The sequence below is a fragment of the Sporosarcina sp. P19 genome, from assembly GCF_002743165.1.
In the GTDB taxonomy this organism is placed as follows: Bacteria; Bacillota; Bacilli; order Bacillales_A; family Planococcaceae; genus Sporosarcina; species Sporosarcina ureae.
Genome location: NZ_PDYR01000013.1, coordinates 1 through 25,856, shown reverse-complemented (window position 1 = coordinate 25,856; position 25,856 = coordinate 1). Strand labels below are relative to the sequence as shown.

General features: G+C 41.7%; 17 protein-coding genes. 14 read left to right on the top strand and 3 right to left on the bottom strand.

From position 1 onward, the window contains the following. Positions 1-676: 676 nt before the first annotated feature. The 9 genes from ilvD to CSV74_RS13065 all read left to right on the top strand — a co-directional run bounded on the left by ilvD (position 677) and on the right by CSV74_RS13065 (position 13,413). Positions 677-2,344, top strand: a complete 1,668-nt coding sequence (gene ilvD, locus CSV74_RS13105) for a dihydroxy-acid dehydratase (RefSeq protein WP_029052606.1) — start codon at positions 677-679, stop codon at positions 2,342-2,344. A 358-nt stretch (positions 2,345-2,702) separates the two neighbouring features. Further along, positions 2,703-4,448 carry a biosynthetic-type acetolactate synthase large subunit gene (gene ilvB / locus CSV74_RS13100; RefSeq protein ID WP_099692009.1) on the top strand — a complete coding sequence of 582 codons (1,746 nt, stop codon included), beginning with the start codon at positions 2,703-2,705 and terminating at the stop codon, positions 4,446-4,448. Beyond that, positions 4,445-4,963: an acetolactate synthase small subunit gene (gene ilvN / locus CSV74_RS13095; RefSeq protein ID WP_029052604.1), complete on the top strand. Its 519-nt coding sequence runs from the start codon at positions 4,445-4,447 to the stop codon at positions 4,961-4,963. The genes ilvB and ilvN overlap by 4 nt, the downstream gene beginning before the upstream one ends. Positions 4,964-4,992: 29 nt before the next feature. Further along, positions 4,993-6,027 carry a ketol-acid reductoisomerase gene (ilvC, locus tag CSV74_RS13090; RefSeq protein WP_099669797.1) on the top strand — a complete coding sequence of 345 codons (1,035 nt, stop codon included), beginning with the start codon at positions 4,993-4,995 and terminating at the stop codon, positions 6,025-6,027. After that, the gene (locus CSV74_RS13085) at positions 6,014-7,555 is read left to right on the top strand and encodes a 2-isopropylmalate synthase (protein WP_099692058.1); all 1,542 of its coding nucleotides are present in this window, start codon (positions 6,014-6,016) and stop codon (positions 7,553-7,555) included. The genes ilvC and CSV74_RS13085 overlap by 14 nt, the downstream gene beginning before the upstream one ends. A 68-nt stretch (positions 7,556-7,623) precedes the next feature. Continuing rightward, entirely contained in the window at positions 7,624-8,724 is a 1,101-nt protein-coding gene (leuB, locus tag CSV74_RS13080; protein WP_099692008.1) for a 3-isopropylmalate dehydrogenase, read from the top strand. A gap of 140 nt (positions 8,725-8,864) precedes the next feature. Next, positions 8,865-10,277 carry a 3-isopropylmalate dehydratase large subunit gene (gene leuC / locus CSV74_RS13075; RefSeq protein ID WP_099692007.1) on the top strand — a complete coding sequence of 471 codons (1,413 nt, stop codon included), beginning with the start codon at positions 8,865-8,867 and terminating at the stop codon, positions 10,275-10,277. Between the two features lie 13 nt (positions 10,278-10,290). Then, positions 10,291-10,875: a 3-isopropylmalate dehydratase small subunit gene (gene leuD, locus CSV74_RS13070; RefSeq protein WP_099692006.1), complete on the top strand. Its 585-nt coding sequence runs from the start codon at positions 10,291-10,293 to the stop codon at positions 10,873-10,875. A gap of 210 nt (positions 10,876-11,085) precedes the next feature. Next, on the top strand, positions 11,086-13,413 hold the full coding sequence (locus CSV74_RS13065) for an S-layer homology domain-containing protein (RefSeq protein ID WP_233190932.1): 2,328 nt from the start codon (positions 11,086-11,088) through the stop codon (positions 13,411-13,413). A 348-nt stretch (positions 13,414-13,761) separates the two neighbouring features. On the opposite strand, the gene CSV74_RS13060 is transcribed toward CSV74_RS13065, so the two are convergent. Next, positions 13,762-15,786, bottom strand: coding sequence for an S-layer homology domain-containing protein (locus CSV74_RS13060; protein WP_099692005.1), 2,025 nt, complete (start codon positions 15,784-15,786; stop codon positions 13,762-13,764). Positions 15,787-16,095: 309 nt separating this feature from the next. On the opposite strand from CSV74_RS13060, the gene CSV74_RS13055 reads away from it, so the two are divergent. After that, positions 16,096-17,565 carry an O-antigen ligase family protein gene (locus tag CSV74_RS13055; protein WP_099692004.1) on the top strand — a complete coding sequence of 490 codons (1,470 nt, stop codon included), beginning with the start codon at positions 16,096-16,098 and terminating at the stop codon, positions 17,563-17,565. Between the two features lie 17 nt (positions 17,566-17,582). Here CSV74_RS13055 and CSV74_RS16665 read toward each other — a convergent pair whose 3' ends face one another. Next, positions 17,583-18,008, bottom strand: coding sequence for a coiled-coil domain-containing protein (locus CSV74_RS16665; protein WP_158231804.1), 426 nt, complete (start codon positions 18,006-18,008; stop codon positions 17,583-17,585). Positions 18,009-18,260: 252 nt separating this feature from the next. Between CSV74_RS16665 and CSV74_RS13045 the strand changes: the two genes are divergently transcribed. Continuing rightward, positions 18,261-20,537, top strand: coding sequence for an S-layer homology domain-containing protein (locus tag CSV74_RS13045; RefSeq protein WP_099692003.1), 2,277 nt, complete (start codon positions 18,261-18,263; stop codon positions 20,535-20,537). A 122-nt stretch (positions 20,538-20,659) separates the two neighbouring features. Beyond that, positions 20,660-21,808, top strand: coding sequence for a polysaccharide pyruvyl transferase family protein (locus CSV74_RS13040; protein WP_099692002.1), 1,149 nt, complete (start codon positions 20,660-20,662; stop codon positions 21,806-21,808). 76 nt (positions 21,809-21,884) lie between these two features. On the opposite strand, the gene CSV74_RS13035 is transcribed toward CSV74_RS13040, so the two are convergent. Continuing rightward, positions 21,885-22,559: a LytTR family DNA-binding domain-containing protein gene (locus CSV74_RS13035; RefSeq protein WP_233190930.1), complete on the bottom strand. Its 675-nt coding sequence runs from the start codon at positions 22,557-22,559 to the stop codon at positions 21,885-21,887. Between the two features lie 201 nt (positions 22,560-22,760). Here CSV74_RS13035 and aceA point away from each other — a divergent pair, with 201 nt between their 5' ends. Together aceA and CSV74_RS13025 are read left to right on the top strand one after the other, a co-directional pair. After that, positions 22,761-24,041 carry an isocitrate lyase gene (aceA, locus tag CSV74_RS13030; protein ID WP_099692001.1) on the top strand — a complete coding sequence of 427 codons (1,281 nt, stop codon included), beginning with the start codon at positions 22,761-22,763 and terminating at the stop codon, positions 24,039-24,041. 227 nt (positions 24,042-24,268) lie between these two features. Beyond that, positions 24,269-25,438, top strand: a complete 1,170-nt coding sequence (locus tag CSV74_RS13025) for a pyridoxal-phosphate-dependent aminotransferase family protein (protein WP_099692055.1) — start codon at positions 24,269-24,271, stop codon at positions 25,436-25,438. Positions 25,439-25,856 lie beyond the last annotated feature (418 nt).

Genomic DNA, 25,856 nt, shown 5'->3' with positions numbered 1-25,856 from the left:
AAAAAGAACAAGCGTTCGAATTATCCACAATGTTGGTGGGTAAGTTGTGGGTAATATGTGAATGGTATACAGAAACTGCCAATATATGCGGTGGATAATGTGTATAGAGTTATGAACAAAATATAAATGTCGAATACTGTCGAGCGAAACTTGTCATAAACTTACTAGCATTCTACATACTTAACGAAAAAATATTGTTTCTTGAATAGAAGAGGTAGAGCATTAGTTGAAGTCTACACTTATTGATTCGTAAGTAGATGAGAGAGTTACAATGAAACAAAGCGAAAATCTGATTGATGCATACAAAGCAAAAGAGGCTAGACAGAATGTTGAATAAATGTACAAACTTTACCTTCTATTTGCATAATAAGGATATTGTCTGGATTTTCTTTTATTTAATGAAAGAAAAAAGCTCAAATGCAAAATAAATTTCAAATATTTCGATATGCAATATATCGCTATATGTCGCGTGTGTAAGCGTATTCAGACGTTTTAAATTAGTCACAATTAACGAAAAACTTTAAAAATACGGTTGACCTTTATTCGTATTCAAGATATGATTACAGCAATCTAGTTCATAGCGGTGAACAATTCACTAGCTGTTCAGAATATTCAACTGAATGCAATTGATGTAATTAGCAATTGATTCGTTCAATTAGTTTAGGAGAGATTGCAAATGAGAAGTGACATGATTAAAAAAGGAATCGATCGTGCACCACATCGTAGCTTACTATATGCAGCTGGTGTTAAAACGAAAGATATGAACAAACCATTTATCGGAGTGTGTAACTCTTATATAGATATCATTCCGGGACATATGCACTTAAACAAATTCGCGGAAGTAGTGAAAGAAGCGATTTGGGAAGCGGGCGGCGTACCGTTTGAATTTAACACAATCGGTGTTGATGACGGAATTGCAATGGGGCATATCGGCATGCGTTATTCATTGCCAAGTCGTGAGTTGATTGCAGATTCAGCTGAAACAGTCATTAATGCGCACTGGTTTGATGGTGTTTTCTATATACCTAACTGTGACAAAATCACACCAGGTATGCTGATGGCAGCTGTTCGAACAAACGTCCCTTCCGTCTTCGTTTCTGGCGGGCCGATGGAGGCAGGTGTTTCCGCAACAGGAGATGTTCTTTCATTAACATCCGTGTTTGAAGGTGTAGGAGCTTACAAGAGTGGTAAGATGTCAGCTGAAACATTACTCGACATCGAACAGAATGCTTGTCCTTCATGCGGATCTTGTTCGGGAATGTTCACAGCGAACTCCATGAACTCATTAATGGAAATGCTCGGTATGGCTCTTCCAGGAAATGCGACAATTCTTGCTACATCCGATGATCGTCATAGACTCATTAAAGATGCAGCGAAACATCTAATGAATTGTATCGAAAAAGATATTAAACCGCGTGACATCATTACGAAAGAAACAATTGATGATGCATTTGCACTTGATATGGCAATGGGAGGATCGACTAATACAGTACTTCACACATTAGCGATCGCCCACGAAGCAGAAATTGATTACAATATTGAAGATGTTAACGAGGTAGCAAAACGAGTACCATACTTAGCTAAAATCATGCCAGCGTCTGATTATTCAATGGATGACATTGAAAAATCCGGCGGTGTGAGCGCAATTATCAATGAATTGTGTAAAATCGATGGTGCGATGCACAATGATCGAATGACAATCACAGGCAAATCGATTGCAGAAGATGTCGCAGGTCATGAAATTACAAATACAGATGTCATACGAACGAAAGATAATCCATATAGTCCTGTAGGTGGCTTGTCCATTCTATTTGGTAATATCGCACCTGAAGGATCTGTCATTAAAGTGGGCGCAGTTGATCCTTCTATCAAAGAGTTTAGAGGAGAAGCGATTGTCTTTGAATCACAAGAAGAGGCCCAAGAAAATATTGATAATGACACGGTAAAAGCAGGCCACGTCGTCGTCATTCGATATGAAGGACCTAAAGGTGGACCAGGAATGCCAGAAATGTTAGCGCCGACATCCGCAATTATGGGGAAAGGGCTAGGTAAAGAAGTTGCTTTAATTACCGATGGTCGTTTCTCTGGGGCGTCACGAGGTATATCCATTGGACATATCTCACCAGAAGCAGCATCCGGTGGACCGATTGCACTTGTAGAGGATGGAGATATTATCGAAATTGATCTAACGAATCGTACGATCGAACTGATGGTATCTGATGAAGTTCTTGCAGAACGTCGCCATGCACTGAAACCATTTGAACCTAAAATTAAAAAAGGGTATCTTGCTAGATATTCTCAACTAGTCACTTCAGCGAGTACTGGCGGAGTCATGAAAATTTAATATACAAAACGTTGATGAGGTTAAAGTAGATAGAGAGTGTATTCACAGAGAGCCGGTGGTGCTGCGAGCCGGTAATACAGCTATTTGCGACATCCCCTCGGAGTGGATTGCTAAAAGGTATACCGATTAGGCAGTCCCGGGCTCGATATTCGGGCTCGTTAGCAATGAGAAAGTACAGCTTCGGCTTGCTTTCTCATAAGGTGACAAACGTCACGAACTAGGGTGGTACCATGAAAGCTTTTTCATCCCTATGTAAAGAGAGTAGTATTCTTTGCGTGGGATGAAAAGGTTTTTTTTTAGGGGAAAACGTCATTGGTCAATATATATATATAGTTGAAAATGTAAGGAGGAGTTCAGTATGAGTGCTGAAGTACAGGAAAAACAGACTGCATCTATGCCAAAGGAACAATCCATAAATAAACTTGCAGATGGTTCTGCAATCTTGATTCAATCTCTTAAAGAACAGAATGTAGAAATGATCTTTGGATATCCCGGAGGAGCAGTTCTCCCAATCTATGATGCGCTATATAACGACCCAATACCACACGTATTAGCACGTCACGAGCAAGGGGCAATCCACGCAGCAGAAGGATATGCGAGAGTGTCCGGAAAGACAGGGGTAGTCATTGCCACATCAGGTCCTGGCGCAACGAACTTAGTAACGGGAATTACAGATGCCATGATGGACTCGCTTCCATTAGTAGTTATTACAGGCCAAGTAGCGACTACAGTGATTGGATCGGATGCTTTCCAGGAAGCGGATATTATAGGGATTACTCAACCTATTACAAAACATAACTATCAAGTGCAAAGTGTAGCGGACATCCCACGTATTATGCGTGAAGCTTTCCATATTGCTTCTACCGGAAGACCAGGACCAGTCGTTGTCGACGTACCAAAAAATATCGCAACAGATCTCTTTATTCCTGTCGAAAAAGAAAGTAAAGAAGTGAATTTGCCTGGTTATCAGCCAACTACTACACCAAATTATCTGCAAATTCAAAAAGCTTCAAAAGCGATCTCTGAAGCGAAAAAGCCTATGATCCTTGCCGGTGCAGGTGTACTTCATGCAGGTGGAACGACCGAGCTGAAGGAGCTTGTCGAAACGCATCGTATTCCAATCGTCAATACATTACTTGGCTTGGGTACAATCCATGGAGAACATGAACTATTCTACGGAATGGCTGGAATGCACGGTACGGCAACTGCCAACTATGCACTAAGCGAATGTGATTTACTTCTCAATGTCGGTGCCCGTTTTGATGACCGTCTAACAGGTAACTTGGATGCATTCTTGCCGAATGCACGTGTTATCCATGTTGATATTGATCCAGCAGAGATTGGTAAAAACGTGGTTACTGAAATTCCGATTGTATCTGATGCGAAAGAAGCGTTAACAGCATTGCTAAAAGCGGATTTCAAATCACCGGATACAACAGAATGGGTGGGCTATTTGAATGGTTTAGCAGACCAATATCCACTTTGGTATCAAAAGGACGAGGAAGCTTTATTACCTCAACAAGCTCTCGAAATCATTCATCGGATTACAAATGGCGATGCAATTGTTACGACAGATGTTGGCCAGCACCAAATGTGGACGGCTCAATATTATCGTTTCAATAATCCGGACAACTGGGTAACATCAGGCGGATTAGGAACAATGGGCTTTGGCTTCCCAGCAGCAATCGGTGCACAGCTTGCAAGACCGAAAGCGCGTGTAATTGCAGTTGTTGGAGACGCAGGTTTCCAAATGACAGCACAAGAGCTATCACTTCTTCAAGAAATGCGTATTCCCGTGAAAGTCATCATTTTAAATAACGGAGCACTAGGTATGGTACGTCAGTGGCAAGAGACATTCTATGAAGAACGCTATTCACAGTCGCTAGTTCCTGTACAGCCAGACTTTATTAAATTGGCGGAAGCATACGACCTAAAAGGATATCGTATCCACAATTTAGAAGAAGCTGAAAAAGTATTTACAGAAGCGCTATTATCTGACGAGCCGGTCTTGATCGATTGCCGAGTGAAACAACGTGAAAACGTCTATCCGATGGTTGCTCCAGGTAAAGGATTACAAGACATGATTGGAGTGAGTCCTCAGTGAAACGAATTATTACAGTAACAGTAATTAATCAGAGCGGGGTATTAAACCGTGTAACGGGACTGCTGATGAAGCGTCAATTCAATATTGAAAGTATTACCGTTGGTGCTACGGAACAGCCGAATAGATCCAAGATGACATTCCAAGTTCACGTTGAAGATGAAAACAAAATTGAACAACTTGTAAAACAGCTGCAAAAGCAGATTGATGTTATTACAGTGAAAGATATAACAGACAAAGCAATCGTGTTACGTGAGTTAGCGCTAGTAAAGGTCATCTCACCACCACAGATTCGCTCTGAAATGAATAGTATTGTGGAACCTTTCCGTCCAATTATAGTTGATTCCGGGAAGAATGTAGTAACTTACCAAGTAACGGGTGACCCAGATAAAATCGAAGCGTTTATCGATTTGCTGAAACCATATGGCATCAAAGAATTAACACGAACTGGCGCAACCGGCTTTGCCCGTGATATGCAAAAAGTTCAAGCACCACAGTTATCAATTTTAAAGCAGTAATACACACACACACTTAGGGGGAAATAAAAATGACAAAAATGTATTATAACCAGGATATCAATGAAGGACTATTAGAAGGTAAAACAATCGCAGTAATCGGATACGGTTCACAAGGCCACGCACACGCGCGTAACTTGAAAGATTCAGGCTTTAACGTAGTTGTAGGAGTTCGTGCTGGTAAATCATTTGATCAAGCAAAAGCAGACGGTCTTGAAACACTTTCGGTAAAAGAAGCTTCTGAAAAAGCAGATTTGATCATGATCTTACTTCCGGATGAAAACCAAAAAGCAATCTATGATGCAGAAATCGAACCTGCTCTTGCTAAAGGTAAATCTTTAGTATTCGCTCACGGTTTCAACGTACACTTCGGTGAAATCAAACCACCTGCTGACGTAGATGTATTCCTAGTAGCTCCAAAAGGACCAGGACACCTTGTACGTAGAACATTTGAAGCTGGCGGCGGTGTTCCTGCACTATTCGCGGTGTATCAAGACGTATCTGGCCAAGCAAAAGACGTAGCTCTTGCGTATGCAAAAGGTATCGGATCTGCTCGTGGCGGCGTTTTGGAAACAACTTTCGAAGAAGAGACAGTTACGGATCTATTCGGAGAGCAAGCAGTACTTTGTGGTGGATTGACTTCACTAGTTAAAGCTGGATTCGAAACACTAGTAGAAGCTGGATACCAGCCTGAACTAGCGTACTTCGAAACATTGCATGAAACAAAACTAATCGTTGACTTGATGTATGAAGGCGGAATGGCTGGAATGCGTTATTCAATCTCTGACACTGCAGAGTGGGGCGACTTCGTTTCCGGACCACGCGTAGTCGATGCAGATACAAAAGCACGTATGAAAGATATTCTTACTGACATCCAATCAGGTAAGTTCGCAAAAGAATGGATCGAAGAGAATGAAAACGGACGTCCTAATTTTAATGCAATCGAAGAAGCAGAAGCTAAGCATCAAATCGAAGAGGTAGGACAGAAGCTTCGTTCTATGATGCCATTCATCAACGAAGGAGCTAAATCAAAAGAGGAAGAAGTGGTTGCGAGTGAGAAAAATTGATCTTTTCGATACAACTCTTCGCGATGGTGAGCAATCTGCAGGTATTAATCTAAATACAGTAGAAAAATTAGAAATTGCTCGTCAGCTAGAAAAACTTGGGGTGGCAGTTATTGAAGCAGGATTTCCTGCTTCCTCCCCAGGTGATTTTGAAGCCGTTCAACGCATTGCCAACACAGTGAAAAATTCTACTGTTACGGGGCTTGCTAGAGCAATGAAGAATGACATTGATATATCATGGGAAGCTTTACGTGGCGGAGAACAGCCACATATCCATGTATTTTTAGCAACATCACCGATTCATATGGAGTATAAGTTAAAGAAGTCTCCAGACGAAGTAGTGGATATTGCAGTAGATGCAGTTAAATACGCTAAACAGTATTTTCCGCTCGTTCAGTGGTCAGCAGAAGATGCTTTCCGTTCTGATAAGGAATACCTGGTAGGTATTATTAATAAAGTAATCGAGGCAGGGGCTACAACGATTAATGTTCCAGATACTGTGGGCTATGCAACACCGGCAGAATACGGTGCTCTATTCAAGTATTTGAAAGAGAACGTAAGAGGAATAGAGAAAGTTAAGCTTTCAGCTCATTGTCATGATGATCTTGGAATGGCCGTTGCCAACTCCATTGCGGCAGTTGAGAATGGTGCAGATCAAGTAGAATGTACGATTAACGGGATTGGAGAGCGCGCAGGCAATGCAGCATTAGAAGAAATTGCTGTCGCGATGCACATCCGTAAAGACTTCTATAACATGGAAACTGGAATCAACTTGAAAGAAATCAAGAAAGCAAGTCAGCTTGTTAGTCGTTTGACAGGGGTAGTCATCCAGCCAAACAAAGCAGTTGTCGGAAAGAATGCATTCGCCCATGAATCGGGTATTCACCAGGATGGCATGCTGAAAAACCGTGAAACATACGAAATTATTACACCTGAATTAATTGGTGAAACGGATATTCCGCTAGCGTTAGGTAAACACTCCGGACGTGCTGCGTTCAAAGATCGGGCAATGACAATGGGGTTTGAACTGACTGATCAACAATTAAATGAAGCGTTTGATGACTTCAAAAAGTTAGCAGATCGTAAAAAGGAAATTACGGAAGACGATTTGTTTGTTCTATTCACAGGACAACAATTGGCCGATACGGATACACCGATTTACGAGTTGCATAATGTTCAAGTACAATACGGAACGAATAATATTCCGACAGCTACGGTGACAGCAACAGTGCCTAGCGGAGAAACAGTTACTGTGGCAACAACTGGTGCAGGATCTGTTGAATCCATCTTTAACGCACTGGAATTGGCCATTAAAGGTGAAGTACTCATTCTAGATTATCGTGTAACATCGATCGGTAAGGGCCGCGATGCACTGGGAGAGGCAGTAGTCAACTTAAGACATAACGGACTCGAGCTTACAGGCCGAGACGTAGCGCAAGACGTACTAGAAGCGTCTGCAAAAGCTTATTTGAATGCTATCAACCGTCAACTAGTTCGCGAACAATTGCGGAAAGAAGAGTTAATGAAATAAGCAACATATATCAAAGGGATAGAGTATTCGATCGAGTGATACGAGATTGATCAAGGAGGAGAAGTTCTATGGAAAAGAAAGTAGCAGTATTACCCGGTGACGGCATAGGCCCCGAGGTAGTAGCAGAGGCAGTCAGAGTATTGGAAGTGATCGGCAGACGTTTTAACCATACATTCCATACAGAATATGGACTTATCGGTGGAGCAGCGATTGATGAAAAGAATGACCCACTTCCTAAAGAGACAATTGAGTTATGTGAGTCAAGCGACGCCATTCTTCTAGGAGCAGTGGGTGGCCCTAAATGGGATCAGAATCCATCTGAATTACGACCGGAAAAAGGGTTGCTTGCGATACGTAAACATTTTGATCTATTTGCAAACCTTCGTCCTGTTGCAGCTGTACCTTCTTTGATCCAAGCTTCTCCTTTAAAAGAAGAAATCGTCAAAGAAGTCGATATGATGATTGTTCGGGAATTAACTGGAGGTCTTTACTTTGGTAAACCGAGCCGTCACACAGATCAATCGGCTGTTGACACGCTTGTATATACACGTGAGGAAATCGAACGTATTGTCGACAAAGGTTTCGAGTTGGCTCGCCTACGTAAAGGCAAAGTAACTTCTGTGGACAAAGCGAATGTGCTCGAATCCAGTAAGCTGTGGAGAAAGATTGTAGAAGAGAAAAAAGCGCAGTATCCAGATGTAGAAGTAGAGCATCAGCTAGTGGACTCCGCAGCCATGAAGTTAATTACAAATCCTGCATATTTTGATGTAATCGTTACAGAGAACATGTTTGGAGATATTTTGAGTGATGAAGCTTCGGTCATTACAGGATCACTTGGATTACTACCATCAGCGAGTGTACGTTCAGACGGTTTAGGTCTATATGAGCCAGTCCACGGTTCAGCGCCGGATGTAGCAGGGCAAGGAGTAGCAAATCCAGCGGCGACTATTCTTTCTGTCGCAATGATGCTGAAGTATTCATTTGGATTAGAAACTGAAGCAACAGCGATTGAAAAAGCAGTTAATACAGTATTTGAAGAAGGTCACTTTACAGCAGATTTAGCTAGTAAAGAGCAACGTTCATTAACGACTAAAGAATGGACAGATAAGATTGTAGATGAACTGGATCTTCAGTTCGTTTCCAATAGTATTATGTACTCGTATATTTAAAAAAATACCGCTGTCTACGTCTCGACATGCACATGAGGGCATACCGAAACTGGTGCGCCCTTTCTGTGTAGTTAGACCGAAATAGACGAACTGAATCATATGCCGAACGTAAAGGCAAGGGCTGGGAAGGGGAAACAATTATGGCTAAAACAATTATTGAGAAAATATGGGATGAGCACATTGTATATGAGGAAGAGGGAAAGCCTGATCTACTATATATTGATCTTCATTTAATTCATGAAGTGACATCACCACAGGCATTTGAAGGGTTACGTCTAGCGAACCGTAAAGTGCGTCGTCCGGATCTTTGCTTCGCTACTATGGATCACAACGTCCCGACAAAAAACTTACCGGTAATCAATGACCCGATTGCTCAAAAACAAATTACTACACTTGCAAAAAACTGTGAAGAGTTCGGCGTTCAATTGGCGGATATGCAACATCCTGACCAAGGTATTGTGCATATTATCGGTCCTGAACTTGGATTGACACAGCCAGGAAAGACCATTGTGTGTGGTGACAGCCATACTTCAACACACGGTGCATTCGGAGCGATTGCGTTCGGTATCGGAACGAGTGAAGTAGAGCACGTATTATCTACACAAACACTATGGCAAGGTAAACCGAAAACTATGGAGATCCGCGTGACAGGTAAAATCGGCTTTGGAGTAACAGCTAAAGACATCATTCTTGCGATTATTTCGAAGTTTGGAATTGGCGTCGGTACTGGACATATCGTCGAGTATACAGGAGAAGCAATTCGCGGACTTACAATGGAAGAACGTATGACGATTTGTAATATGTCCATTGAAGCGGGAGCAAAAGCGGGTTTGATTGGTCCGGACGAAACTACAATCAATTATTTACGTGGCCGTCGTTACGCACCACAAGGTGAAGAATTTGAAGCGGCAGCAGAGCGTTGGCTCGCATTGAATACAGATGAAGGTGCAACATATGATCAAGTGCTTGAAATTCATGCAGATGAAATTGAACCATTCGTAACGTGGGGAACGAACCCATCTATGGGATCTGGAATTTCGTCTACTATTCCTACAACTGCAGACTATGTATCAGAGACAGATAAATCTGCACTTCGTTCCGCAATGGAATATATGGGACTAGAAGAAGGAATGGCGTTAACGGATATTGAAATTCAGCACGCATTTATCGGTTCATGCACCAATGCGCGTCTTAGCGACTTGGAAGCAGCAGCGAATGTCGTAAAAGGTAAGAACGTTCATCCTACTGTGACTGCAATTGTCGTACCTGGTTCACGTACAGTGAAAAAGCAGGCGGAAGATATCGGTCTTGATAAAATCTTCACAGAAGCAGGTTTTGAGTGGAGAGAGTCAGGGTGTAGTATGTGCTTAGCTATGAATGATGATGTAGTTCCAGCGGGCGAACGCTGTGCTTCTACATCTAACCGGAACTTTGAAGGACGCCAAGGTGCAGGCTCACGCACACATCTAGTCAGCCCATCCATGGCTGCAGCGGCTGCCCTACACGGACATTTCGTAGATGTTCGTAAAATTGATGCAGCTGTGCAAATTTGAGGAGGGTATTCAGATGGAACCAATTAATAAAATAGAGAGTGTACTCACTCCATTAGATAAAAATAACGTAGATACAGATCAAATTATTTCTAAGGAATTCTTAAAACGCATTGAGCGTACTGGGTTCGGAAAATATTTATTTTATCATTGGCGTTTTAATGCAGATGGTACAAAAAACGAAGATTTCGTGATGAATGATCCTCGATTTGACGGTTCAACTATTTTGGTTGCACATGAAAACTTCGGTTGTGGATCCTCTCGAGAACACGCACCTTGGGCAATTTTGGATTACGGATTCCGTGTAGTTATTGCTCCAAGCTTTGCAGATATTTTCTATAATAACTGCTTCAAGAATGGGATTTTACCGATTACACTATCTGTTGCAGAAATTGATGAATTTCTACGAAAAGGGAAAGAAGTTCCGTATACATTAACAGTTAGTCTTGAAGACCAGACTGTAGCAGGGGAAGACGGTTCAATATACGGCTTTGATATCGATCCGTATTATAAAAAGATGTTGTTGAACGGTTGGGATGAAATTTCCCTGACATTCCAATATGAAGACAAGATTTCAGAGTACGAACAAAAGCATGCATAGTTCAAAACAGTTCATCGCTTACTAAGCATGAACTGTTTTTTACATATTAAAAGTAACGTGTGTAATTTTGAAACTAATTCTGTTTTTCTGCGTCTGTACGGTGCGATTATGGAGAAATGGAAGATGGTCTGAGTAAATATCATAACTAGATTGCATGGAAACTTCTTCCTTTATAACGATAGTCCAAATGAAAAGTTAGGTATGCTATAATTGTCGAAGGAAACTACATACTATAACCAAGAAATTCAAAGAATGGGGTTGATTTTAAAGATGTTCAGCGCATCAAAGAAAAATACATACGCAATTTTTAATTCATTGCTGATCGCGGCGATAGTATGCTTTATCGCACTGCCAATACATGCGAAAGCAGAAACAGTAAACCAGCGTTTCTCCGATGTCAGCAATGAATATTGGGCAAAAGATGAAGTAACACAGCTTGTCGAAGAAGGAATCATTAACGGTTATCAAGATTTACAATATCGTCCAGGTGTTAGCATCAAACGTGGGCAAGCCGCAAACTTGCTGACCGCCGCATTGCAATTACCTGAAGCTCCCTATCAGCCGATATTCAAAGATGTTAGCGCAAAGTCTTCCCATTTACGCGGTGCCATGTCTACTTATCAAGAAGGCATATTTAGAGGGAAGCCCGATGGTAATTTCGGTGTTAGTGATGAATTAACACGTGAACAAATGGCAAGTGTGTTAGTCAATGCATTTAAATTGAAAGATACAGGTGAAAAAGTACATTTTACTGATGAGAAGAGTATTAGTGAATCTCACAGATACGGTGTAAAAGTACTTATGCAGCACGGTATTACAACTGGTAAAGAGGATGGATCTTTTGCTCCAAAACTTTCCGTTAACCGTGGTTCATTTGCTGTATTCCTACATAGAGCAATGATTCAAGCAGGAATGCTCGAAAAAAAGCAACCGATTGTTTTCAATAAAACACAAACTATGGGGAAATTCGAACCCATTCGTTTTGAACAATTTATTACGGAAGTTCCTTTGACGCAAGAAGGACAGACATACTTGCGTTCAAACCATTTCTTGTCTTTATCAGCTAAACGGGTAAAAACACATGGGCATGCAACGGATCATATTTATGTCTATGGAGTCAGTGAAAGAAAAAGCACAAAAGTTACTGTAACGAAAAGAGAATTGCCAAACGGTGATTATTTTACATTCGTAGAGTTGAGAAACCCTGACCGTCTACCGATTCGTGTCGACTTGGTACGAATTGATGGAGGCATCCAAACGAATACAATAGAACGTTTTGACAAGTTCCCAATGAAAAAAGATGTGGATGATACATTCGGATTCGATATTGCTACTTCGCCAGTAGGTGTGCTTGAAACGATTTCACAACAAGGTACTGGACAGCAAATGATATCGAAAACATATCGTTCACGTGAGCTTGAGTTAAAGTATCGTAATGGTGCAGTCAGCCGAACACGGGAACTACAGGACGAGAAAGAAACTTACAGCAATATTCTAATGGGCGATAACCGCGTATCGGTGTATGAGTTAAACTCTAGAGGATACGATGTTGTGGATCAATGGTATCTTTCATCCAATAAAAAACTCTTCTCATCAAAGGAAAGATTGGATTCATGGCTTCGGGAATCCATTACCAACTATAAAAAGCGCAACAAATGGTATACAGCTGAAGGGCCATACAATAAGATGGCGACAACTATCGAACCTATGCCTGCTTCAGGGCGAGGATATGGGCGTAATTTACTTCTAGTAAAAGAAGATCGTGTCATGCTGTTATACAACCAAACGAAAGAACGCTATTATGAAGATATTTTGCATAACTCCTTTACGAACCTAGCCGTCTTTAGAGGAAGTAAGCCATATTGGGAAACTGAAGTGACGAGTACGTATTTGACACATTTATATAACTTTACAGCACCATTCGTCGATACACGTTTCAATGAACAGATTGCCTTATTCCTTTATAATGGTGGTAAAGCATTCAATCATAAAGACTACAATGAAGGCTTGCGTAACTATGCGAACTTGCTTGTACAGCAACATAGAAAAGGGAATGTAAACTTCTTGTCTCCAACTGCATACTATATCCCGGATTACTTCCCAGCAAAATCGCAGGTGAAGACTCATACGTCAATGAACCATTTACTTGGCGGCATGAACATTCTCTTACTCGCATTCCAAGAGTTCAATGATCCAGTCTATTTGGAAAATGCTAGTGCTATTGAAAAAGCGATACGCTTCGAAGAAAAGAACTGGACCCGTCCAAACGGTGACATTTGGTACAAACGTGCGCCAAATGGTCAGTTTTCAGGAACAGATTATGTTCATCTGACATTGGAAGACTTGATTTACTCTTATGAAAAGTGGTCACAAATCGATCAGTCGAAAGCCAAAGTATTCGAGCGGATGATTAAGTCGAAGGCTGGTTATTTGAACAGTACGAAAAAAGGATATACGACCAAGATCAAAGAAGGTCTGAAACGAATCAACATGTCCAACTTATTGCCAGCAGGTAAAGAGTATACGGACGCATTATAATGATGAAGACACCATCTCCGTTAGTTTAGGAGATGGTGTTTTTGTTGTTTTGCTGAGAAATGATAGGGGATGCATGTGGATTGGTGTTCCAGGCGGATTCGGGAAGGTTAATAGAGCGGTTACTAACGGACATAGAGCGTTTGCAGAGGTTCATTGAGCGGTTAATTAGTTAGATAGAGCGATTTCGAGGGATGATAGAGCACTTCTAAAGACTTTATGAGCGGATATCGTGGAAGAATGAGCGTTACACATAAAGCCATTGACACTAAGTTGTTTGTAAATGTAAACTTCTTCACACTAAAAAACCACCTTTCCAAAGTCTCTGGAATAGGTGGTTTTATTGTTTATTTAATTAACGAGCGTAACGAGATCGGAACGGATCCAGCCGTATGGTTCATTGATTTGTGTCGTTCCTGGATTGATATCCATACGCACCTTGTACCAAACAAAGCCATCTGCGCCTGTCGTACGATCTGTAACAATTAACGGATAGCCGAATGCTGCCAAATTGCCTGGATGCTTAGGCTTGTAAGAGAATAAAATATTATTTCTATTCACCGCTTCAGGGCTTGTCCGGATATTGACCGCTGTATTGCCTGTGTATGAAATCACAGCTAATTGCGCTTGATTTGCATCTTTATTCCCGAGGAACTGATCGATACGCCACATATGGCCCGCAATCTTACTTCCCCAGAAAGGATCGGATGCATACTTCATATTGAAGCCGACTGCTTTATTACCTGGAGCTGCACCATTGGCATACGCGCCGAGGGGATTCGCATAGTTTAAGTTGATGTAGCGAGTGATGAATGCATCGACGCTTCTTGTAGGATTACCATAGACTTCACCTTTATCCGGTGAAGAGTCGAATACGCGGATACCGAAAATGTTGTTTTTCTGCTGCGCATTGCCGCTCATTCCGTAATCACTCTCATGTATAGCTGTTGCTAAGATGAACATCGCATTGACGTTATGCTGTTTCTCCATTTGTTTCACATACGTACCTAGTCCAATTAATTTCGACTTGGATGTAGCATTTTTATAGCGTGCAATACCTGTTTTCTGTCTTGCTTGTAATGCGTTAGATATAAAGCGATCTAGTTCCTGCCCAGTGTAAGTAGAAGGCTGGCGCACCGATTGGAATTGGAAGTACGGATAATAGGTAATCGTTGCGGAGCCGTTCAATTCTTTAAAGTGAACTCCATCGTTACTCGTATAGGTCTGTCCTTTTTTCATTGCAGGAGAAGCTGGGCCTACTGTATACTCTGCGTAACTACCTTTATACTGTTTCGTTTTGGCATCGTATGTACGATAGTATGGTTGGTGAATTAGTAAGCCATCACTGGTTACTTTGTACTGGCTTGCACCTTTAGATAACAGTGAAGGGACTAGATCAATTTCTGCGTGTTTCGCATAATAGGTATAGCCGCCTACATCTACTACAACGCGTTCTGGGCTACTGCCTATATAGTCTAGTTCATAACCTTTCTGCACATATGTCACTTCATTTTTCAATGCAGGATCACTATATAGTGATGTATACTGCTTTGGGTTTTCTGAAGCAAACGCCTGACCTGACTTCATCTTGATGATTTTATTATTAAGGGAAATCGTTTGAATGATGGAAGAAGCATTGTACGCTGCTAATGCGTCTTCAAACGTGATGTATGATTCATCCGTTACATTCAGCTGACTGTTGGAAATCGAGCTGACTTTATGCACTTTAGGATTGTCCGTACCGCCAACATTCGTAGGGGGACGGGTATTACCTTTTCCGTCAGCAACTGCGAACATACGGAATAAAAATGCAGAAGCATGAGCAATCGTTGCGTTACTTGTCGGTTTAAAATAGCCTTGATCTCCACGTATGATATTCAATGAAGAAGCCGCTGATACAGCTGGTATGAAGTTGGTCGAGATTTTCTTGCTATCCTTAAATTGAACGGTCTTGGAATTGACAGGGATGTCAAGGAAACGGAATGCTTTAAATATCATGCCTGCCATTTGCTGTCGGGTAATCTGCTGATTCGCTTTGAATGTACCATCAGGATAGCCTGCTAAAATTCCAGCACCTGCAGCGTTTTGAATTTCAATTGTACGGGAATGGTTTGCTTTTAAATCTTTAAAGGTATATCTTGTCGAAGCAGGTAATGCGAGTGAACGTGCCAAATACGAAGCAAACTCACCACGTGTAACTGCGCGATTCGGATAGACATTCCCCTTTGCGTCCTTTTGGATAACCCCTTTATCTACCCAAAATGTCAGTTCTTGTTGCATTTGATGACTAGTGAAATCATTTGCACTCGCCACCGGTGTGAAGATAGGAGAAGCAATTAAAAGCAATAGTGTCAGTACTGTAATCAAACGTTTCAAATCAAAACCTCCTATATAAATCTCCTACTATTGTAGCAGAAAGGACTAGTATTGGTAAGCAACTTTTGATATATTAATAGACTATTATTATAATAAGTTCCTATATAATGAATGGTACATATAGATCGTTAGGGTGGAAATGCATACTAATTATGTAAAATACTTATCTAAGATGAAATGCCAAATATAGCAATAAACGACAATCTACAATTATTCAAGAAGATGCAACGAAAGCTTTCACTATTCCGTCCTAGATAGTGATATAATGCAACAAGGAACTAGCAAGCGTAGAAAGGGTTTTATAGACTAATGAATATATGGAAACAGCAATTAGAAAAACAAACCATAAGTACAATACTGATTGCAGTAGCTGTAATGCTCATCGCATTATTACTACCGTCAAAAATAGCTTTGCTTGGAACGACCTTATTTTTTGTTCTATTTACTATTATTAAACCACAGCAAAGTATTCTATTTCTGGTGATTTACGTCAACATACGACCATTTTTGCTGGAAGTAAACAGTGGGATGAAGTTAATAGGAGATTTAATCATCTTTGTCGTATTTGCGTGGACGTTGTTCCATTATCGACATAATCTTCGTTCTCTATTTACATTTAAATGGTTTGAGTGGTCCTACTTTGCCTTTATTTTATTTGGCTCGATCGTAGGGTTCCTAAATGACGTCACACCAACGTCTATCATTTTCCAAGTTCGAACATTTTTGATTATGTATTTGCTTTACTACATTATTTCAAGAATGACGTTGACGAACAAATGGCTACAACAACTTGCGTGGACGACGGTCTGGTTGAACGTTGTCATGTCACTTCATGGCTTGGTGGAAAAACTGTCACTGCGTCAGTGGCTACTGCCTGAAGAATGGAAGTATAAAGTTTTATCCGCAACTAATGCTGTGCGAATTTACGGACTTACTGGTAATCCGAACTCTTTGGCTTTATCTTTATTTTTCGGGATTATCGGGATCATTTATTTGCAACATGTGTACCAGCAAAATAAATACAAATGGACATTCCGTGTATTGCTCGTATTGTTCTTCGGAATACTAGTTCTTACGTATTCAAGAGGAACGTGGATTTCAGCAGTGGTGTTCGGTATTGTCTTCATCCTCATGACGAGAAAATGGTATCTTCTGAAACGACTGGTGATTGCAGGTGTCGCTTCGATTATACTAATATATTACCCAGTAAACTTGGCTGTACAATATATACAAACGTTGGGCGTAGAAGTAGAACAGAAACCTGACGGGGCCGGAAGTATCGGGGGACGCTTCGGCGAAACGTTTGATGAAAAGAACTTAGCCCTCATGACTGAGAGCGGACGATTCTTCTATATTAGTAAGGGTTTTGAAATCTTTGGTGATCATCCTATAACGGGCACCGGATTCGGTTCATTCGGCGGTTCAGCCACATTATCGTACGGGTCACCGATTTATGATCACTATGGTATAAGTTCGGATATCTATGGTGGAAAATATTTCTATTCAGACAATCAATATATTCAAGTTATTGCAGAAACCGGTGTAATTGGCGTGCTGATTTTTGCACTCTTCCTGTTAAGTATGCTGCGGCTCTTCTGGCAATCACGTCATACGAACTTCGGTGTGTTTATGATTGCGCTATGGTTTTCAACAGGCGTTTCCGGAATGTACTATAATATCTGGGAATTGAAGATGTATACATTGTTTTACTTTATCTTGCTTGGCGCATTTGTTGCGTTCAGCAAGCAGCAAGACACATCGAAGCCTACGAATGGTTAATCCATTCGTAGGTTTTTTTATTTGGCTTGTCCGCGCGTAGTTTTTTGTAAGTGATCATAGTAACGGCTTAACCGCTCATGGTTCTTGTGCATCCGCTCAATGTTGTCTGGTATCCGCTCATAGTTATCCCGGAAGCGCTCAATGCGTCCAGCCATCCGCTCATAGTTACCTTGCAAGCGCTCAATGCGTCCTGTTATCCGCTCATAACTGCCTCGTGAGCGTTCAATGCGTCCAGCCATCCGCTCATAGTTACCTCGCAAGCGCTCAATGCGTCCTGTTATCCGCTCATAACTGCCTCGTGAGCGCTCAATGCGTCCAGCCATCCGCTCATAGCTACTCCGCAAGCGCTCAATGCGACCCGCCATCCGCTCATAGCTACCTCGCAAGCGCTCAATGCGACCTGCCATCCGCTCATAACCACCCCACAAGCGCTCATAACTCAACCCAAGACCCATCCCCCCGACCTAAAACAAGTAAAAAAACGCATAAACCCAATCCATCACTTCAAGAAAACCAAAAATCGCTCTTAAATTCCATAAATTTTCTTTTCTTTACTTATTTCGTTCAAACGGTACATGAAAGTCTAGGCCTTATTTGATAGACTATATATTGATAATGAGTAGAAAAGGTGGAGTTGTGTTATCGTACAAAATACTTTGCTGTCTCGCACAAAGCGGAAGTTAGTTGTTACCGCTATGTCAGCAGCCATGCTAATTTCATTGCCATTCTCAGCGGCAGCAAGCACGAAAGTTGTTTCTAGTTACCCCGTGTCATCAGGAGTTACCTATTCTCACTATACATATTCAGCAAGCAGTCACATCAATCACATAGGCGTTGATCTGAGTGATCCGTTCACGAAACTGAAAATGGGCCTTCCTGCGCCCATTTCGAAGACAGCGCCTACATTGACTATGGCAAACCGTGATTCAAAAGAAGGCCATCGCGTGGTCGGTGCAGTAAACACTTCGTTCTTCGATATGAAGACAGGTATGCCGATGTATTTGTTGTCCGAAGGGAATGAAATCGTAAATGGCGGTGTCATCTCGAGTGCGAACTCCTACTATGTCAGCCATCCGATTGCGTTTGGTGTGACAAGTAACGGTCTTGCCGAAATTGATTATTTTAATCTAGGAATTGAAGTCGGTGTCAATGGTAACAGTTTTCAAATGACAGGACTTAACCGTGAACGTCAGGCGGATGAAACGATCATCTTCACTCCGCAGCATGTGAAAAACACGACCGGTTCCAATGAATACGGTATTGAATTAGTCGTTGAAACGAATGCACCGATCACATCGACACATTATGGGCAGCAACTTCAAGGTAAAGTGGTCAACGTGCGTGGTTATGGAGATAAACAGGCAGTGACGATACCGAAAAATGGTTTTGTTGTATCCATCCATGGAAAGAAGGGGTTGGAGCGTTTCAAATCAGTAGCTGTTGGAGATCCACTTTCATTAAATCTATCCATTGATGATAAATGGAAAGACTCCGAATTTATGATGGCGAGCGGCCCGATGCTTGTTAAAGATGGACAACGCCATATCACAATGGATACGAATAACTGGCGTGCCACAGCAAAGACGGCAAGAACTGCTATCGCGATCAGTAAAGATAAAAAGCAAGTGCATATGGTGACCGTTGATTCAAGAGCTGGATACAGTAACGGCATGACATTGACGCAATTTGCAAATTATCTTGTATCACAAGGATACGATCGCGCGTTAAACTTTGACGGTGGCGGGTCTACTACGATGGGAATTCGCAACTATGGCAGTAACGAAGTAGTATTGGCTAATCGTACATCCAATTCTACTCAGCGAAATATTTCAGCGATTCTTGAAGCGGTAAGTACTGCGCCAACAGGAGAACCAGCATACGTAAGTGTTTCCCGTTCTCAAGTGGGAGAAATGTTGGTCGGTGCAACTGCTGACCTGAAAATCAATCATGTATTGGATGCGCATTATAATCCCATTGTGCCAAGCGCTTCCCAATTGAAAACCACATCTGCAAAAGGAACGGTAGAAGGAACAGGTCTGACATATAAAGCGGTTCAGGCAGGGGAAGATCGCATCAGCGTCAACTACGGATTAGCTGAACAATCTTTCCCGGTAACGGTCATTGATCAGCCTGCAAGACTCGACGTGAAATCTTCTGCAACAAGCGTTAAACCAGGGGAGAAGATTACATTTACAGCTACTCCGGCAGATGCTTCCGGGAAACCAATCATCTATCAACCGCACCAATTAGTATGGAGCGTTACAAATGATATTGGTTCTATCACTTCTTCTGGAACGTTTACGGCAACCAAAGCAGGAACAGGACAAGTGCAAGTGACTCTCGGCAAGAAAGTGATTTCTGTACCGATTGAAGTGAAATCCACCGAAGTCCCAACTCAACCAGTAGAACCAGGACCTGTGCCACCTATTGTAGATAATCCGAGTAAAGAATTGTTTAAAGATGTACCGTTATCTTATGCTTACGCGACAGAAATTTATTTCTTACATGATCGCGGTATCATTAATGGCGACACGGACGGAACATTCAATCCGGGTAATACTTTATCAAGAGAGCACGCGGCATTAATATTAAGCCGAGCTTTCAATTTACCACCGGCAGAGGAAGCGCGTAGAGAGTTCAGTGATGTACCAAAAACACATCGCTATTACAATGAAATCAGTGCGATTGCCAATGCCAATATCGTAGGCGGCCATTCTGATGGGACATTTAATCCGACAGGTCAATTAACTCGTTCGCAGATGGCAATGATTTTAGTCAAAGCTTATAGTTTAGAAGGAGAGTCTGCGAAGAAATTCATAGACGTCTCACCACAGCATGGTGCGTATAAGCAAATTCATATTCTGGCAAATCACGGAATTACAACGGGCAATGAAAAAGGCGAATTCATGCCAGGTAAGCCGGTTAACCGTGCCCAATTTAGTGCATTCCTATATAGAAGTATAGCGAAGTAAGTAGAGAAGCCTTCCAATCCCTGGCATGTCCTTGGATTGGAAGGCTTTCCTGTCTTTTGAATACACTATAAAAGGTCACTCTGCTATACTTATAGCAAATGAACTGTAGAGGATGGTAAAAATTGAGAATAGGAATAGTAGGGAACTATGGAAACGACAATAACGGCGATGAAGCCATTTTATTGAGTCTTATTTCGCAAGTTACATCGACCTTCAATGTCCCAAGTGACGTCATTACGGTCTTCAGCAATAACCCGAAGCAAACTGCGAAACGCTATCAAGTGAAGAGTGCACCTTTGTATTATAAAAAGGGAAACGCGGTGAAAACGTTCGGTGCCACCTATCTTCAAAATAAAAAGATCGTGAAAACATTTGACCTGCTCATTATAGGTGGTGGCGGAATTCTAATGGATCTTTATAAACGCGAAGCACCCTTATACGGATCGTACGCTATGATGGCTAAGAATTCTGGCGTTCCGTATGTGATTTACGGTTGTGGAGCAGGCCCCCTCAGTAGTGAGTTAGGCAAATGGTTCATCCGGTACATGGGTAAACATGCTGAAAGTATTTCCGTGAGAGATCCTGAATCGGCTGATTTATTGAAGTCAGTAGGCGTACAAAATCCTGTAGAAGTGATAGGGGATCCAGCCTTTTCCTTAAAACGTGAGCGCAGAGTGACAGCTGATCGTCCGTTAAAAATCGGTATTACAGCTGTACCTTATTATCATGCGGGGTACTGGCCGGAGAGTAAGGAAGACATCTATCAACAGTATATAGAAGGAATGGCGAGAAATTTAGATGAACTAGCGGCTAAGCATCCTGTCGAAATCACATTCTTCGCTACCAAGTTCCCTCAAGACGCAGATGTTACGAAAGATATTCAGTCCTTAATGAAGGAAGCTGAAAAAACTACAGTGATCGATCGTAATCTACTACCAGTAGACTTACTACAAATTTCTGCTGAACAAGATATTGTAATTGGGACAAGACTACACTCGCTGATCTTAGCGACATGTACTGCAACACCTGTCATTGCCGTCTGCTATCACCACAAAGTGACGGACTTCATGAAGTTAGCAGACCTATCGGAAGTAGCTATTCCAATTGGTGAAATGCATAAAGCGGACGACCACTTCTCTAAAGCTTTCGACTCGCTGGCGGCAGACTGGAAAGAGACGTGTAAAAAAACTGAAAACCTTTCCACTTTATTATATGAAGAAGCAATGAAAGGGACCGAACAATTTACCAACGCCATTAAAAAGAACAAATAAAAAAAGCATATGAAATAAATCATACGCTCCAGCTGAAGACCGATCCTGAATTAGGAACGGTCTTCAGTTTTTTATATCAAAATCCTAAAAGAGCTCGCACTTCATTCAAATACGTCTGACTAACTGGCAACTCCGTACCGTCTATTAGTTTAATCACAAGATTCGAAGAGAAGTCACGTGAAATTTTTTCAATACAATTCATATTAATAATGTACGAACGATGAATTCGTAAGAAGTACCTCGGTAAACGAAGGTGTAAATCTTTCAGCGTGAAACTAATATTGTAATTATCGTCCGCTGTGTAAAACCACGTTTTCTTATGTAAACTTTCTACATAACTGACTTGATTTAATGGAATAGGAAACCATTCATCATCTTTCTTCCCTGTTAGGAACTGTAACTGATCTTTCTTGAGTACGTGGAAGTTAGGTGGGAGGATAATGATTAACGCGCCGTTTTCGCCTTGCACGTTAATAGGATAGCCGATACCGAAGTACGATGTACCATAAAGAGAGTTGTCCATAACGACTTCTACTTTGCGCTGGTCTTTAATCGTAACTTCAGCGATACTGCCGGTCTGGATATGTTGGCCTTCCCGCAAATGAATATCATGCATACCCGGAACGTAATAGATATAGTGATCGGAGACTGCAATAGCTATAGAAGCGTCTTTTGGAATCCAGTCTTCTAATACAGAAGCGTATTGATTCAGAATTTTCTTTGGGATATCGGTATTTTCCATAATTTTCATAAAATCCCCTTTTTATATAGTTATATTCCAATGTATGCCCTTTCATCCATTCTATCATTCTTTCATCCTCTAAAAAAGCCTTTTTGTCGAAATGAACTGACAATTCTGAAGTGCTGTTATATAGTAATACATAACGAAGATAGCTGTTATGAAACAGGTTGTAACAGTTAGCCGTTGAAAAATTGGGAAGGTGTGAAGATAATGTCAACAAGACAAGAACAAATTGCACAATTGGAGAAAAGCTGGGCTGAGGATAGTCGTTGGAAAGGAATCAAACGTAACTACACTGCTGAGGACGTAGTTAAACTTAGAGGTTCACTTCTAATTCAAAATACACTAGCTGAAAAGGGTGCTGCTCGCCTTTGGGATTCTCTTCATGAAGAAGATTTCATTAATGCACTAGGTGCACTAACGGGTAACCAAGCGGTACAACAAGTTAAAGCTGGTCTACAAGCTATTTATCTAAGCGGATGGCAAGTTGCTGCTGATGCAAACCTTGCAGGACAAATGTATCCTGACCAAAGTTTATATCCGGCAAACTCTGTACCTGCAGTTGTTAAGCGCATCAACCAAGCACTTCAACGAGCTGACCAGATCGACCATGCTGAAGGCCGTGAAGACGGATTTGATTGGTTCGCTCCAATCGTAGCTGACATGGAAGCTGGTTTCGGTGGTCCATTGAACGTATTTGAGTTAATGAAAGGCATGATCGAAGCTGGAGCTGCTGGTGTTCACTTGGAAGACCAATTAGCATCTGAAAAGAAATGTGGACACTTGGGTGGTAAAGTACTTCTTCCAACTCAAAACGCAGTTCGTAACCTTACAGCTGCACGTCTAGCTGCTGACGTACTAGGTGTTGATACTGTAATCATCGCTCGTACTGACGCTGACGCTGCTGATATGGTAACTAGCGACATCGACCCAATCGATGCTCCATTCATCACAGGAGAGCGCACGAACGAAGGGTTCTTCAAAACTACACCAGGTATCAAACAAGCAATCGCACGTGGACTTGCTTATGCTGAATACGCTGACCTAGTATGGTGTGAAACTTCTCATCCATCACTTGAAGAAGCTCAAGAATTCGCTGACGCAATTCACGCGAAATTCCCTGAAAAAATGCTTGCTTATAACTGTTCACCATCATTCAACTGGAAAGCGAATCTTGATCAAGAAACAATCGCGAAGTACCAGGTTGAACTTGGTAAGATGGGCTACAAGTTCCAGTTCGTAACACTTGCTGGTTTCCACTCATTAAACCACAGCATGTTCGAATTGGCACACGGTTACAAAACTCGTGGAATGGCTGCTTACTCAGAGCTTCAACAAGCTGAGTTTGAAAATGAGGCAAAAGGATACACTGCTACTCGTCACCAACGTGAAGTTGGAACAGGTTACTTTGACGAAGTGACACAGGTAATCTCTGAAGGTCAATCTTCAACAACTGCTATGTCTGGTTCAACTGAAACAGCACAGTTCTAATAGTATAACTGCTTTACCGAATGTCACTTTTGGGAGAAAGTTTCGTTCGCTTCAACAAAGGGGTATTCATATGATAACGGATCACAACATCTTTTAATAGATGAAATGTAGTGTGCAGGGAATTGGATAAAAAATATCCAATTTCCTGCTTTTTATTTTATTTGAAAAATTTAGATAGTTTATATAGTATAAGAGATATGTACTTCATTAAGAGGAGGAATTCAATGATGAGAAATAAAGAAATGCTGTTAATCCCTGGACCCACACCAGTCGTGGATTCAATCTATGATGCAATGGCGAGTGAGACATGGTCACATACGGATCCACGTTTTGTCAAAATCTATAAACATACTATCGATCAGACGAGGGAAATCTTTAATACAGACGGTGAAGTATTTGTAGTAGCTGGTTCAGGAACGATTGGAATGGAAATGGCGATTGTTAATACGATTGCAGAAGGCGAAAAACTTCTCGTTGTCAGCCAAGGATACTTCGGAGATCGCTTCATTAAATTGGGACAAGCATTTGGTATTCAAGTAGATGTATTGCAATCCGAATGGGGGCAGCAAGTAACACCTGAAGAAATTGATAAGAAATTGTCTGAAGGTCATTATAAAGCAGTTACTGTGACGCACGCAGATACTTCAACGGGCGTAAGAATTGATTTGGAAGCCGTTGTGCCTGTAATTAAGAAGCACGGTGCTCTTGTCATCGTAGACGGCGTATGTGCAACTACTGCGATGGACGAGGACATGAGTAAAGAATATGGTGGAGCAGGCAATACAGTCGATATCGTCTTGACCGGATCACAGAAAGCCATTGGTGTTCCACCAGGCATTGCGCTCGTAGCGTTCAATCAGAAAGCTTTGGATGCACGTGCCGCTATGGGACGTGTGCAAGCTTACTATTGTGATATTTATAATTGGATTCCGGTCATGCATGATCCTTCAAAATACTTCGCAACGCCTGCAGTAAACTTAGTGTATGCGCTAGAAGAAGGACTACGTATCGTATTGGAAGAGGGACTAGACACTCGTATTCGACGCCATAAAGCATTTGGTCGTGCTGTCAGACAGAGTCTAGCAGTCTATGGAATGAAGGCAATCGCTTCAGAAGAAGTGGCGGCACCGACACTGAGCTGTATTTTGTATCCTGAAGGTGTTGACGATGGAAAGTTCCGTGCGGCGATGGCAGAGAAGGGGACGGTTCTTTCCGGCTCGCTCGCTCATTTAGCAGGAAGAGCGTTCCGTATCGGACATATGGGGAATACTACAGCGGATATGTTGGAAAAGGCCGTTATGCAAATTGGTGAAACGTTGAATGAGATGGGTCATCAAGTAGATATTTCTAAGGCGCAAAATGTTTTTGCGAAAGAGGTTAATCAGCTGACTGTATAATATAATGATCCGTTATGAGGAGCTTGCTCCTTATAACGGTCTTTTTTGTTTGCTTTTTATTTTGTCTTAGTAAATAAGCGGGGAAGCGAGGAAGTGTGTAGGGCGGTTTGGGTAGTTGTTTTTACTAGATTTAGTGATTAAGTCCTATTCGGATTACGTTTTGTTAAGCGTGCGTAAGAATCGGCAATGGGTTGTGGTTCTAGCACGTGCTTTTCTTTTTCCTGTTCAATTAGGAGGTTGTGGTTTAGCTAGCGATCTAAGTGGCAAATTCATTGTACCCACTTCGGCGCTGGTGGATGGCTCTCGCGATGAGCCACAGACAGGAAGTTCGCCTGTCTCTGTCTCCTCGCTACGCCTACCACAGCAGGCGCCTTCGTTGCGTCGAGTGTAGGGCAGTTCGTAGACTTCTTTCGCAAGC